The sequence below is a fragment of the Fontibacillus panacisegetis genome (genome assembly GCF_900102215.1).
In the GTDB taxonomy this organism is placed as follows: domain Bacteria; phylum Bacillota; class Bacilli; order Paenibacillales; family Paenibacillaceae; genus Fontibacillus; species Fontibacillus panacisegetis.
The window spans coordinates 11,702-26,506 of record NZ_FNBG01000034.1 but is presented as its reverse complement, the minus strand read 5'-3'; the positions used below and the strand labels follow the sequence as shown (position 1 = coordinate 26,506).

At 45.6% G+C, this 14,805-nt stretch carries 8 protein-coding genes and 1 CRISPR repeat array; all 8 genes read left to right on the top strand.

Annotated features, from left to right (window positions below; translation table 11 throughout):
* Positions 1 to 17 precede the first annotated feature (17 nt).
* Entirely contained in the window at positions 18 to 3,407 is a 3,390-nt protein-coding gene (locus BLS49_RS20860) for a tubulin-like doman-containing protein (RefSeq protein ID WP_091235385.1), read from the top strand.
* Entirely contained in the window at positions 3,407 to 5,779 is a 2,373-nt protein-coding gene (locus BLS49_RS20855; RefSeq protein ID WP_091235383.1) for a transcription initiation factor TFIID, read from the top strand. The genes BLS49_RS20860 and BLS49_RS20855 overlap by 1 nt, the downstream gene beginning before the upstream one ends.
* Before the next feature lie 32 nt (positions 5,780 to 5,811).
* Positions 5,812 to 7,101: a vWA domain-containing protein gene (locus BLS49_RS20850; RefSeq protein ID WP_091235381.1), complete on the top strand. Its 1,290-nt coding sequence runs from the start codon at positions 5,812 to 5,814 to the stop codon at positions 7,099 to 7,101.
* Between the two features lie 20 nt (positions 7,102 to 7,121).
* On the top strand, positions 7,122 to 7,775 hold the full coding sequence (locus BLS49_RS20845) for a beta-mannanase (protein ID WP_091235379.1): 654 nt from the start codon (positions 7,122 to 7,124) through the stop codon (positions 7,773 to 7,775).
* Between the two features lie 28 nt (positions 7,776 to 7,803).
* Positions 7,804 to 9,060 carry a hypothetical protein gene (locus tag BLS49_RS20840; protein WP_091235377.1) on the top strand — a complete coding sequence of 419 codons (1,257 nt, stop codon included), beginning with the start codon at positions 7,804 to 7,806 and terminating at the stop codon, positions 9,058 to 9,060.
* Between the two features lie 2 nt (positions 9,061 to 9,062).
* Complete coding sequence (locus BLS49_RS20835; protein WP_139173164.1) at positions 9,063 to 12,131, top strand: GAP1-N2 domain-containing protein; 3,069 nt, start codon at positions 9,063 to 9,065, stop codon at positions 12,129 to 12,131.
* Positions 12,132 to 12,509: 378 nt separating this feature from the next.
* Complete coding sequence (locus BLS49_RS20830) at positions 12,510 to 13,106, top strand: P-loop nucleotide/nucleoside kinase family protein (RefSeq protein WP_091235370.1); 597 nt, start codon at positions 12,510 to 12,512, stop codon at positions 13,104 to 13,106.
* 184 nt (positions 13,107 to 13,290) lie between these two features.
* On the top strand, positions 13,291 to 14,271 hold the full coding sequence (locus BLS49_RS20825) for a cation diffusion facilitator family transporter (protein ID WP_091235367.1): 981 nt from the start codon (positions 13,291 to 13,293) through the stop codon (positions 14,269 to 14,271).
* Positions 14,272 to 14,507: 236 nt separating this feature from the next.
* Positions 14,508 to 14,802: a CRISPR direct-repeat array (repeat unit 30 nt; unit sequence CTTTAACCGTAACAAGTGATGTATTGAAAC).
* Positions 14,803 to 14,805: the final 3 nt, after the last annotated feature.

The window sequence follows — 14,805 nt, the reverse complement described above, 5'->3', positions numbered from 1 at the left end:
ATGGGAGGAAAAAGTAAATGAAGCCGATAGTTAGAGAGCATATTCAGCAATTGGACGTTTCACTTGGCGGAGGTATTGTCAGCGACAAAATTAGAGTAGATACGATTGATAACCCAATCCTTATTATCGGTCTGGGCGGTACTGGGATCGATGCTCTACTTCGTCTGAAATATCAAATTAATCGCAGATTCAGATTGCCTGAGGACCCGTTGTCCAAGAAAAAACGCGATAAGCCGGACAATGTAGAGTTTCTCGCCTTTGAGACAAATGAGCAGGATCGAAGCAAGAGATATAAGGGAATAGGGCTGGATCCGATCAATGAATTCGTACTGTTGTCTAACCCTGAAATCGGAGGGCTGCTGCAAAATCGCAGTATTTTGGAACCGTACATTACGGATTGGCTGTCACCTGAGCTTAGCATTACCGACGGTATGAACGGTGCGGCAGGTGTACGGCAGGCTGGACGGCTGCTTCTGTTCACAAAGATTAATCAAGTCGTACAGGCGATCGACAAGAAAATTAAGACATTGTCCGTAGGCACGAACAAAAAGCTGATGGTATTTCTGCTTACAGGCTTGTCCGGTGGTACGGGCAGCGGCTGCTTCCTCGATATCTCCTACATTGTGCGCGGAATTATCGAGCGTGATCATGGCTCTGCTGGTATTGACCGGGTAAATATACTTGGATATTTGTTCACCCCGGATATTAACCTGTCCAATAAGAGTCTTAGCGAGCACACGCGCGAGTACATTAAGAAAAATGGTTATGCCGCGTTGAAAGAGCTTGATTACTGGATGAACGTGGATAGCCGCAGCGAGCGGTTTAAACAGCAGTATGGTAACATTCTGAGCGTCAACTCTCCGCTGCCTCCGTTTAACCTATGCCATTTGATTTCGGCGACCAACACGGAAGGCAAGCTGCTGGAGAACGCTTACGATTATTGCATGAACGTAACCGCAGAGAACATTACGAACTTTATGGCGAATGAAGAAAAGCAATCCGGTGAGGAATTCGCTATTCACGACTATATTAGCAACATACGTACGAATATTGCACAAATGAACAAGGCGTATCCGGCTAATTATGAATACAACATTATTGGCGCATCGTCTGCGGTGCTGCCGATTGAGGAAATGACAACTTATTTGGCATATCGACTGTTCGACAAAATGGAGAAGATGTTCGAGCAATCTCCGAGTCAAGAGGATGTGGAGAAATTTGCCCGCAAGTTAGGTATCGATCTTGACAGTATGGTCAAGACGTTTGAATCCCGCGTGCCTGAGCCTCTTCCGGGCTACGAGAATAGCGAGCGGTTAAGCTTCGTGAATGTGGTGAAATCTCAGGTCGTGAACATGGATACTGAGCTGGAGCAAACCTTCCTGGCCAGGGCCAGAGAGGAATATATTAAAGCGAAGAAGCAGCTGCCGGGTGAATTGATGGGACAGTTTAGCGAGCAGGTTCGCCGTCAGTTTCTGCATCCTGAGCAAGGGCCATTCTATGTTTCTCGTTTAATTCATACGGAAAAAGGCTTTTGCTTGCTGAAAATGCTGCTCTCTTACATCGAGACACTGCGTGAGAATTTGGCCCGTATGCCGCGCGATATTGAGGCTGCTCAGGATCAGTCTGAAGAGAAGCTGGGTGACGCCAAGAGTGCATTTGTGTCCAAAGAGAAGAAGAAAAACGCCTATATTGAAGCAAAAATAAATGAATATTGGCTCCATGCAGATGTTGAGCGCACAGAGCAAATGATTGAGTTTTATGAGGACCTGTACGATTCGCTGAATCGGGAAAATAACCGTATTTATAGCGTATTCACCGAAATATTGAATGCGCTCAGCTCGATTTTCTCCAAGAATGGAGACATTCTGACGAGCGGTGAAGAGCAGGTGGATCATAAGGGCAATAAAACGTACTTCTGGAACATTGTTAGTGTGCCGGATATATCCAATGTAGTTAGCAGTATTATGGAACAGAAGGATGTTGACGATCTTATCCGCGATTTCTCCACGGAATTGCTGGATAACTCTAATCAATGGGTGAAGGAGCAGGAAATCGATATCGTCAGCTCTATCTCTGATTTCCTCTCTGATAAATTTGGTGATCTTATTACAAAATCAATGGAAGATTTCTTGATTATTAAATATGGACAAGATGAACCGATCGAGAAATTTGTCGAGCGTCATATCGCCAGCAAGCTGGATGAAGAGGCTGTTCCTGTATTCCATTTGTCGAACAGCACAGGTAATTTGCATTTTCCTTCCTGGGGATTTGTGTCCGTTCCGGTGCAGGCACCTAGCATTCTGAAAGGGATTCGCAATTATCAGAATAATGCGGTCGGGAAGTCCCATTTTACTGTGAAAGAGAGTGAAGTGAAGAACCGTATTTTCTGGCTGAATACACGTAATGGTGTGCCTTTGTTTGTGTATACGCCACTTAAGGTTTATGAGGAAAGCTATGAGCGGACGATACTGGACAAGGAAGGAATTGGCCGTCACCTCGTACAGACAGAAAAGAATAACTGGACATATCTGCCTTCACCGATCCCTGAGAAGTCATGGGGTGAAACCTACCTCAATCCACGGGTGCAAGGCTACAATGCTCGTGTTCGTGATGAGTTTGCCAAAGCGTTGGCGTTAAAGGTAATTGTGGAGAAAGATGCTGACCAAAATACGAGCAGTCGCTATTCTGTTGTATTAACGAAGCCGTTTTCCCTACAAGATAAGCTGGCAGCGTACGATATGCGTCTTGAAGCTCCAAAGCCAAATTTAGGTGAAGTGCAACGGGGAGCTGGAGAGCTGAAGCGACTTCTTGCAGAGGGACTTCCGCAGGAGGGTGTTAAAGATATATTTGGAAGCATCAATGAAGATTTGGCTAAGGAGAATTTGATCCGCTCACCGAAGCTGATTACTAGTGTTCGGCAGGAAATCACGAAGTATGAGGAAATCGCTGCAATGGCAGCGAAACTGGATGCAGTGCTGGAGCAGTATCAGGATGAGGAGAAGTGGCTCGAGCAATTCATTGAGTCGATGTATACTGGAACGATTACAAAAAAAGGCGCGTTATATGTATACGATCGTGACCCAGAGGAAGAGGCTTGGGAGCCTTTTGCTAACCTGATGAAGAGCCAAAAATTTGTGGAATTTGAAGTGTTTACTCATTTCAGAGAACTGGAAGAGAAGCTCCATAGCACTTTGATGCGTAAGGCGTCACGTCGAGCTGGGGAACTGACGGCCTCTGAAAATATCGATCCATTGCTGCAAACGCTGGATGAGCTGGCAGAACGATTCCGTGAGGGGCGGGACTCTTTGGAATACGAGAAGGTTGAGCTGGCAAACGGTGAGGATATGTATCAGTTCTACAAGCAGGTTGCTACTAAGCTGAACGATATTCGCAGCAGGTTGAAATAATGGTTAGACATAAGCTGGAGCAATTCGCCACAGAGTATGATCGGGCTGAGGAACGACTTACCGGCAAAGGCGATGACCAGAGCAGCATCCATTATCCCGCAGTGTTTCTGTTTATTGGAGACAAAAGCCGTGAGGCCATTGAACCGATTATGAGGATGAATGAGAAGAAATGGGAGAACAGCGAGGGACTGATTTATTTACATGCAGGCTCTGCGGAGGAGCCTGCCATTGACCGAGTACTGGAATATCACATTCCAGTGAAGGTACAAAAGGGCTCGAACTCCCATACTTTACGCCGTGATATGTATCGGCAGTTCTATGAGGAAGCGCAGGGCCTGCCGGAGCTTAATCGAATTCTGAGAAAGGCTAGCGGGGCTCTGGCGGAGTATGGAAGGCTGTATCCATCCTTTGACCGGGTTCGCCTTTCTATCATTACGCGGGTCGATGACCCGCTTAATGTGTTTGTTCCGGAAATATCGCTTCTAGCGGAGGCGATATTTCGTCAATCATTCAAGGCGGTGCAGATGGATTTATATGCATTGATCAGTGAACGGGAGGGGGCCGAGGCTTATGGCTATAGCAGCTCACTGGGCGTTGCTTTTCTCCGTGAGCTGAATCTGATGCAGCAATCTGATTTCGAATTTGCCGCTCCGCTGCACGTTACAGAGGACGGACTATCGATCCCGGTTGTTCATCCACCCTCTCCGTTATTTGACCTTGTCTATGTTCTATCGGATCGGGATGAACGGGGAATCGCCTCACTGAATGGGCTGCAGGGTTGCTATGAAGCGATTTCTCACATTAGTTTGCTCAAGAATCGACAGCAGAAGGATCAGTTGTTTCAATCCAACAATGGGGCTTATAACAACACTTCATTTAAAAATAACATCATGACCGAATCAGGAAGACAAGGCTTTGTGTCAGCTGGATTATCAAAGGTGAAACGTCCGAACCAGTCGATTGCACTTGCGGTACTACACCATTTCTACAGGGGATTACTGGAGCGGATGAAGCAGGAGCCTACTTTATCTACGGCTGAGAAGTTGGCTTTTTTCGGAGTGGATGGAACCGCTCTGGATAGGGCTACTGGGGAGATGATCCCTGCAGAGGAGCGTTTAAGCGAAATGCATGGCTTGATGACGAATGACATCAGCTATGGAGCTATTCGCAAGCTGTCGCTGAAGGAAGCGGAGGAGGCGTTGTTCGGTGGTGGCGGAGAGGCCTTTTTCCGCAGTAACTTCCAAGATGAAGCGTCGCGCCGCTTGAAGGAATTCCGAGCTGGTGAATGGCTCGACATGGCGATTAAACGGTCGCTTTCCCAGTATTCTGATGTTGAAATATATTGCTTGACCGCTTGGACAGCGGATGAAGGGCTGAACGGTTCCGCGGAAATTATCGCTCAGCTACGGAATGCTTGCAGGGAAGTGGAAATGCTGCTGGCTTCGACCAAAGCTGAACTGGATCAGTTCCGTCAGGGGCGGGTTGAAGAACAGTCATTCTCACGTGTTCCACTCATGGATCGACATAATTTACGAAACTTGATTCGGTATTTATTCGACCATGTCTATTCCCGCAAGCGGGAAATACTGCTGCTGGAAACGAGACTGAAGCTAATTGTGAAGTTTGAAGAAGCGATTCTGCAATTGCACGATCGTTATCGTGCAGTGATTAAGCAGCTCGAGACGATGGAGCAATTGCTGCGTGACACAGCGCTGAGCAGTATTGAGACCGCCGATGATTATATAGGTCAGAACATCATGGAGTATTACAGGCACATCACCGCTGACATTATGGAGCAGTGGGAAGGTAAACGGGGACAGCGTGCATTTTTTACAGACAGCACAATGGGAGATTCACGTCGTTTGCTGGAGAACGGGATTGAGGGATTGACGGATAAGCTTATTGAAGTATGCCGAAGAACCATTTTAACGTCGCCGCTGTTTTCGCGCACGTTCGAGGAAGAGCTGCTGCAGCGGGCTAATGTCACGGTAGAATACGGCAACAAGACAGTGCTTACTAAGGAAGAGCTGTTCAAAAAGCTCTATCGTATTCTGGATGATAATGCTGCTATACAGCTTCGGCTGTACGATTATACCCAAGAACACCGTTACGAGGAAAAATATGTGTTTGGCGATTATACGAGCGAGTTCGTACAGCATATTTTTCAAGCAGATGAGACATCACGAATTTATAAGCTTGGCTGTGTGCACGAGAAACGGAGCAGTGGTGTAGAGAAGCTGAATCTCATGGGCGGCTTCCATCCAGAAGATCTGATGTATTATGTGAATGGAAAAGTATATTACGAAACTTATTTACAGAACGGGTATGAGTTTCACGGAATCGATAAGTCGAGGCTGCCAGAGCTCAGTTGACCCTTAAAAAGTTGTAGGAAGGAAGTGCACGAATGCAGCGTAAAATAAACTGGCTTCTGGTGCTTTTCAGTCTCATAGGTGGAGCGGTCGGGTCGGTGATCGGAGAACTGCTGCTTGCCCAGCTGTTCGAGAGCCTGCCCGGGTTTGTCGTTGTAGGGCTTTACTTTGGCATACTTGCCTTATCCATCGGTTTATTCTGTTTGATTGCGGAAATGATCTCCCCTCGACTGAATGGGGCATCCTGGAGACAACGGTATGTTGGCACCTCATGGAAGCTGCTCGTTCCGGTGACGCTGGTTATGCTTTTGCTTGCGGGAACGGCCTTGGAATTTTTATATGAGTTGAATGTAGGTCGGGCGAGATCGGTTAAAGATATCGTCCTGATTATTGATAACTCAGGGAGCATGCAGGAGACCGACCCGGATGATCGCCGTTATGAAGCGGCTAAATCCTTGGTTGCTCAGATGGATAGCAGCAAGCAGGTCGCTGTCATCATGTTCAACGACCAGCCTGAGCTCATTCAGCCTTTTGTTCGTGTACGTGATCAGGGGGTGAAGAATGAAGTATATGCAGCGATCGATGCCCTTGAATCTACTAATTCAGGAACAGATATTGGAGAAGCACTACAATCATCGATGGAGCAGATCAAAGGACAGCCCGGCTCTAGAGGGGCTATGGCGATCCTCTTGTCAGATGGGGTTAGTGCTGTAAACACGGCAGAAGTACTGGCGGATTACCAGGATAGAGGCGTAGCTGTGAATACCATCGGTCTTGGACTTAGCTCGCCGGGTGGCAATATTGAGGGCGCAACACTGCTCAAGGAAATTGCCGCGTTGACAGGCGGCCAATATTACGATGAAGCGGATGCATCTAATCTTACTTTTGTTTTTCAAAAAATTTACGACAATCTTGATAAACGTACTTTAGTTACAGAACGTACCGGAACGATGGAGAATAGCACATATTACATGCTGCTGAGAATTATATTTGTGCTCGGGTTAGGTGCGCTGCTTGGTTTATCGCTTGGGATGATGTTCGATAACCGACATTTGGCCAAAAGCTTTACGATAGGCGGAGCTGTATCGGGTCTGCTTGCAGGGTTAATGCTGGAGTTTGGTTTAAGCGGATGGTCAGTTGGTGACGCCATGATCCGGCTGCTAGCCTGTCTCGTCCTCGCAGCAGTGATGACGTTGTTCACTCTTGTTGTACCTATCGAGGCGAACGGTGTCCGAACTGCTATGCGTCGTAGAGGAGCTACGCTTCAAAGTGGCAAGGCGGGTTATGAGGAGCCTGCCAAAGATCGGCGCAATAGAGGATTCTAGAGGCGTAAGGGGGCATCACCATGCGGTTTATCGAGTCAGAAGAAGGATTACCGCTCATAACACAGCTTAGTTACAAGATTGATGAGGATCGCTGCAAGCTTTTGTGGCAATGGCCTGAGGGAATACAGGCTGTCTATATCTACAAAAGATCTACAGATCGGGAGCAGCAGGGGGAATACGAATATGACTATCCTCCCTCTGTTTCTGGATTGAAGCTGTATACTCGTGAAGAATATAAATCGGCGGGAGGCTATTATGACCGCATAGACACAATAGGATTGGTCGCTTATACGGTCTATGCCTGCATGATGGACGACGGAGACAAGCGATTAGTACATCAATCCGATGCGGAGAACACAGTAGAATTCAGTACTGGCCGGGCTAAAATCCGCTACTCTATCTCTCATAAGAGCGGCTTGCTGCGTAAATACAAGACGGTACAAATATCGGTGCTTGCGGAAATAGAAATTCCGAAAGAAGTGCTGTGTTATGTGAAAAAGCAAGGCAATTATCCGGTAAGTATAGAGGATGGGACAGTATATCCTTTTCTAAGAGATTTTCCGTCAGGTAGAAGCACATTGCCAGTAATTGAGGTAGGAAAAAATGATTACGTAAGGCTGTTTTTTACGGACGGACCTAAGTATGGACGATTATATGAGTTGATCCCGGAATAAGTGTGCAGTACGTGAGGAGGAATGGACGATGGGTTTGTTCGATATGTTTAAAAAGAAGCCCCAAGCCGAAGAACGGCCGTTATTTTATGACATTGTATGCCCTTATTGCTTTAGTAAATTTGAGCCGGATGCAGTTGTGTTCAGAGCGATGCATTATCGTGAGGACGATGAGGACTATGCTCTTGGCGAGGACGAGGCTTTAAATAAATATAGGGAGAGGTTCGGCCTGGATACGGTCTATGATATGGAGGCAGTATTGCGTCCGCAGGATGTTCCGGAGGAGCATCTGATTTATTCAGATCATGTCTTGATCGGATTAAATGACCGCTATGGAGAAGTAACACGGCGCAGATTGTGTCCGCATTGTCATAATGAACTGCCGGTGACCGCAGGCAAGGTGCCAAGCAACATTATTTCAATAGTTGGAGCATCTCAGGTAGGTAAATCCGTCTATATGACTTCATTGATTCATACTTTGCAGAATACGACGGCAGACCATTTTGATGCTGCTTGTATGCCGCTTAACGCTGAGATTAGCCGTAAATTCCGCACTTTATATGAAGAACCGCTGTTTGAGCGCGGAGACTTGCTGGCATCGACTCAGAAGGAGAAAATGCAGGAGCCGTTTATTTTCCAGTTTGTGTTCAAGGATGAGTCTAAGCCTCCGCTGACGCTGGTTTTCTTCGATGTCGCAGGTGAAGGCATGGTGGATCAGGACTATCTTGGCTTACAGGGACAGCATATTAAAAACTCTTCAGGACTGCTGTTCATGGTCGATCCGCTGCAAATCCGCTCGATTCGGGAGAAGATTCGAATCAATGTTGGAGACAAACCGGGCGAGTGGGTATCGCAATATGATGAACCACGTGATGTGGTGCTGACGATGTTCGGGGATTTTATTGCATATGAGGATAAAGGGAAGACGGATATACCGACTGCGGTCGTGTTGACGAAAAGCGATATGCTTCACTCCTTGAAGGATGAAGAGGGGGAGTATATCAAGTCGAATAGTAATATTTTTAACAATGTGGTGCATCGTAAATATTTTAATAAGACCGAATTCACGAATATCGATGGTGAAATTCGCCGTTTTATTGAGAAGGTGGATCGGCCCTTTAAAGGTACGATGGACGTATATTTTAAGGATACGGGGTATTTTGCTGTATCAGCACTCGGCAGCAATCCGATTGATCAAAAGCTGCAAAATGTCGTGCAGCCCATTCGCGTGGACGAACCTTTCATTTGGCTGCTGTATAAATTGAATTACATTGAGGGGAGAGAATGATCGTGAGGCAAGCTTCTCCCACAATGATTCAGCAGCAATTATATACCCGCGAGCGGAGCGGGATATTTCGTGGCACGGAAGGGTTTGATACTGTCGCAGCATCGGACGGGTTGGACTCCGTGTTCATTAAGAAACAACTCCATCCGTTCTGCGGATATGATGCTCCTGCAGAATTGACCTCTCGAGGCGAAAAGGAGGTTAGCAGCTATCCGTCCGCGGTTCATCTTTTTCATACTGATGGTGGGGATACGGTGCTGGGACGGAGCATTTATCAGCCCGTGGATTTCACCGGACTTCGCAGTGCGTTCCTTACTCATAACTACGTTATTCCACCGGCACGGCAGGATGAGGTTGTGACCGATTATCGCAGTTATCTTGAAGCAGATTACGCTGAGAAATATTATACAGAAATCGGTCGGCAGCTACCGGAGCTTGATCATATACCACAGAGCTCGCAAAACCAACAAATCACGGAGAATAGCCCGTCCGGTCTAACGACTGAGAAACTGCTGCAGGAGCTGAAGTTAGACGAGAAAGGCTTCAAGCAGCTGTTATTTGCCGTCATGACTGCAGTTGGCGAAGGAAGAAAGAAAGTGTATGTCGCGCTGGATGTTCCAGCAGAACAGATTTCGGAATATGCTTTGGCGCTGCTTAAAGTGTTGTTCGCCAGTCTACCGTTCGAACAACGTCGACGTTTTGGATTTGTCACTTTTGCCAAGGAGCCGCAAAGCCGTAAATATATTCATCTTCAATTCGTGGAGCGCGGTAGCCTCCGTTCTAATGATCGAGGAATCGAGAAGGAGTATGTATTTGATCTAGCCTCTGGGCGTATGCCGCAGGATGAGGTAGATGAGGAAAAACAGCCTTACCTTGATTTTGTATGGCACGCGATTGGTGAACTGGAAAGACTGGAGGACTTCCATCGCTTTGCGGATGAAATGCTGTTGGAAATGGACCCTCAGCGTCGAGCATTGTTATCCAGCTATCATGAGCTGTGCGTATTCTACAAGATTGAAGCGGATCATTGGGATTTATATGAAAATCATAAAATAACTGTGCTGAGGGGCTTGCTTGGTTATTTGGAGTCTCCGGGCGCCCTGGATTCCAGAATTAGGTTGAACGATATATTCCTGGCTGCATTTGATCGGGAATTCGATAGAATGAAGCAACAAAATATGACTGAGCTTGCGGTAGTGGAATGCTTCAAAGACTACTATCGGTTGGAAAGCAGAAATTATGGCCCCAAGTTCATTAATTACTTGATTCATGCCATTAACAATGCGTTGTCAGGCGGCAAGATGGATCTCGGCTATTCGTTGTACTCTTTGGTAGAGAGCCAGTCTGAGCTAAGCAGAACCTTTTTTGGAACGGTATTGAAGCATGGTGAGCTTTCCAGCAAATTGTTTGAGCCCTACATGAAGACCAAATTAGATGACGCGCAAGGTTCGAAGGAGGTTCTAAACGTCGTGCATAGCTGGGTGGTCGCACACCCGGACCTGCTACGAAGTACTTATTTTAAGAACGATGCAGTCGCAAGCCTATCGGGTAAGCTTCGCAAGGAGCAACGCTTGTTATCTGCTGTCCATATGGCATTAGAAACCATTCGCAAATGGGAACGGACACCGCTTACTGACAGTGGAATAACAATGGCGGATTCAGAGCTGACAGAGCTTCTCTCGCTTGAAGCTAAACGCCTGCTTCTGAATGAACTGGATCTGGACAAGCTCACTCAGGATCAGGTGACATCTGCAGCGTTTTTAGGTGGTGTGGATGCTTTTGCTGGTCTGCAGCTTGAGGGGAAGCAGCGTAGTCATGCCACTATGCTGCGAGCGTTGTACGAATGGTTTGCACAACGTGAGCCAACGGAGGATATTTTCCGGAAATTGTCTTCGGATGATCTGGAGCGCATACAGGGGCTGGGACGCAAATGGCTGCAGTCCAGTATCGAAGTGGTTCAGTTTGGAAGAATCGTGCTAGCGTTCTATCAAAACTCTAAATCCGGACCCGTTGATTATAGTAAAGTCCTCGATTATTTACAGCGGTATGCAAAGGATAAGGAGAAAATTTACGAGTTTATACTCTGGTCGCAAGGTCACTCGTATTTTGCTCAATCTGGGGGTATTGCGCCTGGTTACTCCTTGGCACTGCGATCTTATTTTAAAAAGCACGATAGAGATGCATTTAAGAGTAAGGACTACCGAATTCGGTACTTTGATAAAGCAGGAGCGCCACTGGCGAAGGTATTAGCGGAAGCGCGTCTGGAGCTATCCTCACCGCTCAAGCGATTTCTTGTTCAGAACGGAAAAAAAGTCAGAGTGACTCTGCTCGTCCTGGTCTCTAGCCTTGTTGTAATTGCAGGCATTCTATTAGTTATGCAGCAACAGGGGATGTTTGGACCAAAGGCCACAGTTGAGGTAACCCCTCCACCTGCTCCGGTTGCAGAACCCGAGCTGCTAGTATACGCCGACAATGTTGCAGGAGAAGACGGAAATGATACAACTTCGCTCGTATTTTTATTCACGCAGGTAGAGCAATGTAAGGTCTTTTCTCCTTCACAGCTGACGATCGAGTCACCAAATCAGACTGCACAGCAGTATACGAATTTGAAATACGATCTGAATTGTACGGCAGATAGCACGGGTACAGGGAATTTGGAGGAGACTGATCCTAGCGGTGAGGTTAACGGAACGCAAAAAGATGGAACTGCGAATAATGATACAGCAACGACCACAGGCATAAGTGATGGAATCGACGCGAATAGCGCCCCTGAAACAGAGGGTGGAGAAGCGAAGGAACCAGAAGGAAAACAGGATGCTGAACCATCCCCAGACACGGGAACAGATGCAACGTTGACAGATCCATCCAATGCTTCTGACTCTAATAAATCTGACAGTGTTGTTGAAGATGGAAGCAAGGAGTCCGTGCCTACTTCTCGTGTTATAGTTTCATTAGGCATGAAGGTGGATGTACCTGTAGGCAGTGAGATCAAGATAGGTGACCAATCATTTACTGTCATAACTCGCGAAGAGGCTGAGTCGAAGATCGTCTCGGCCAACCAGTTGGATAAATGAGTGTCTTCGCTTAGCTCAGAATAAGCAATGGAATTGAATAAAGAGCTGTCCCATAAGGGGGGGGTCATGTATTGGTGGCTCACTTTTCCGAAATCCGCGGCTATTCTTTAAGGAGTATGATAGGGGAATAAATTTCCCCTATTTTTTGAAAATGGCTGTATTTTCACCTTTTTAAGCAGTTTCGGTAATAATAAAGGAAAAATCTTCCCCTACTAGCTCGAAATTATCCCATTTCCAAAAAATAGAGGAACTTATTTATCTTATTCGCTTATTGGGCGACTTACTTTTTAATATACGGTCATTTAATTTTAGCAGGATTGTGTTCCATCCCATAGCAATGATACACTAATTTTAACTTAGAGATTGGGGGATAATGGAGTGCAAAAATTAGTTTTTTTCGTAGGAGTTGCAGGCACAGGTAAAACAACGGTAGCTAGAAAATTGGCAGAGCGCATTCAGGCAGCTTTCCTTGATCGTGATACAGTTGGAGGGCGTTTTGTTGAGAAAATGCTCGAAATGAACGGTCTCGATGTAAACGACCGCGACTCCGATTTCTATAAAAAACATCTGCGTGATCTCGAATACGATACGACAAAGGACATCTGCATTGAAAACCTTGCAGCAGGTCAGAACGTCTTCATGATTTCTCCTTTTACAGCGGAATTGAAAAATAAGGCATGGATCGAAGAGGTTCTTGCGGCTGCAGGACGCAGCAAGAGTGAGGTTGATGTAAAAGTCATCGCAGTTACATTAAGTGATATGGATACACAAAAGCAACGCATCATCGATCGGCAAACTGAACGTGATACCTGGAAGCTAGAGCATTGGGACGATTTCAAGCATCGTGTTCAGTTCGTGCCAGAGGTTAACTGGGATATCCCTGAATCCTCAATCCTCGTGTTCGACAATAGCGGCGATTTGACGGATGAGAAGGTAGAGAACGTGTATCAATTCGTACAAGCTTCTGAGAAATAAAAATGAGCTTGATCCAAGGGTATAGGCACTAGTGTTTATGCCTTTTTATGTATGTGACTGTAGTCAAAGTGGGAAAATGCATATATATTAGAAATGGAATGACGGTACATACTTATAATTTTCCAATCAGAGGTAGAAGCTATCTGTGCTAGCATTCAAATGTAGTTGATTTGTGGGAGGATATATGAAAAGAGAAGGATTATTAAGAAAAGGCAACAAATCAGCATTAACAGCAGCTATTGTAAATACAGTAATCTCAATTATTAAAGGGATAGCATTCTTCATTACAGGAAATGTCGCCATGTTTGCTGAAACAATGCATTCACTTGGCGATGCAGCAAACCAATTTTTTGTATATATCGGGAGTGCATTAAGTAAAAAAGCGCCAACAGATCGTTACCCTAATGGCTTTGGTCGATTGGTTAACCTGGTTCTGCTGGGAGCAGTACTGATCGTCGGAATTATGAGCTATGAAACCATTAAAGAGGGATACCATCATATTCTGCATCCTGTAGCGTCAACTGGAACTTCTATCATTATTAACCTTGTGGTACTCGGGATCGCTGTAGCACTGGAATCTTTCGTCTTGTATAAGGCAATGAAGGAGGTTCTCCATGAGGTTGGTGTGGAGGCAAAAGGATTAGCGATCATTTCAAAAAGCTTTGCCAACCTCGGTAGATCCAAACCAGCAACCAAGCTGGTGTTTATGGAGGATTTGGTTGCGACATCTGGTGGAGTAATCGCCATTATTGGGATTTTATTGTCCTACTTTGCAGGCTGGCACTTCGCTGAAGGCGTTGCATCGATGATGATTGGTATCATGATGTTTTATGTTGTCGGTAAAGTATTTTTGGATAATGCCAAAGGTGCGCTTAGTGAAGCCGATGATGAGCTGGAAGCAGAGATCGCTGATTTTATCTTCACAAATCCTGAAATCAAAGATATTCGCACATTGTTTGCGATGAAGGAAGGCGAAGATTACCACATTGAAATGAAGCTCGAAATTGATACTTCGATTTCAGTAACAGATGCGATCAAAATTAAAAACAGAATTGAGGGTAAAATCCAAGAAATGAGGGGCATTACCGACGTTATTATTGAGTTTGAAGAGGACGACGGTGTTCCGACTTGGGTGAATACTTATAAGCTTGCTGGGGAGAAGTAGTACAGGTATGTATTTAATTGAAAATAAGTCAGTGCAAAAATGAATAATAGACCTTAATATTTTTCCCAACCTCTAACTACGGGAAAGGGTTGACGTTCCCTTGTATCATAAGGGCTTTACCCTGTAGAATGTCTTTTTTCAGAAAAAGTATAGACGGTTGGGATAATTCTTAGAAATCCTTATTCTTCAAGGGTTTCTAAGGTGAGCATCATTTAAATAAGTTTGATTTTTCTAGCCTTTAACCGTAACAAGTGATGTATTGAAACAAAGCGTATCCATTAGTTTTAGAGGTATCTACCTTCTTTAACCGTAACAAGTGATGTATTGAAACAAAAAATCCTTTGTTTGCTTGGCTCCTAATGGCATCCTTTAACCGTAACAAGTGATGTATTGAAACTCAAAAATAACTACGCTGCCATGCACATCTGCAACCCCTTTAACCGTAACAAGTGATGTATTGAAACAAAAAGAAGAAAAATTTGCTCTTGAACTTGCTGTTAACTTTAACCGTAACAAGTGATGTATTGAAACGGA

Bases quoted from the DNA above. Each gene is read 5' to 3' on its own strand.
- BLS49_RS20855 (WP_091235383.1), top strand. From the start codon at position 3,407: ATGGTTAGACATAAGCTGGAGCAATTCGCCACAGAGTATGATCGGGCT.
- BLS49_RS20850 (WP_091235381.1), top strand. From the start codon at position 5,812: ATGCAGCGTAAAATAAACTGGCTTCTGGTGCTTTTCAGTCTCATAGGT.
- BLS49_RS20845 (WP_091235379.1), top strand. From the start codon at position 7,122: ATGCGGTTTATCGAGTCAGAAGAAGGATTACCGCTCATAACACAGCTT.
- BLS49_RS20840 (WP_091235377.1), top strand. From the start codon at position 7,804: ATGGGTTTGTTCGATATGTTTAAAAAGAAGCCCCAAGCCGAAGAACGG.
- BLS49_RS20825 (WP_091235367.1), top strand. From the start codon at position 13,291: ATGAAAAGAGAAGGATTATTAAGAAAAGGCAACAAATCAGCATTAACA.
- BLS49_RS20860 (WP_091235385.1), top strand. From the start codon at position 18: ATGAAGCCGATAGTTAGAGAGCATATTCAGCAATTGGACGTTTCACTT.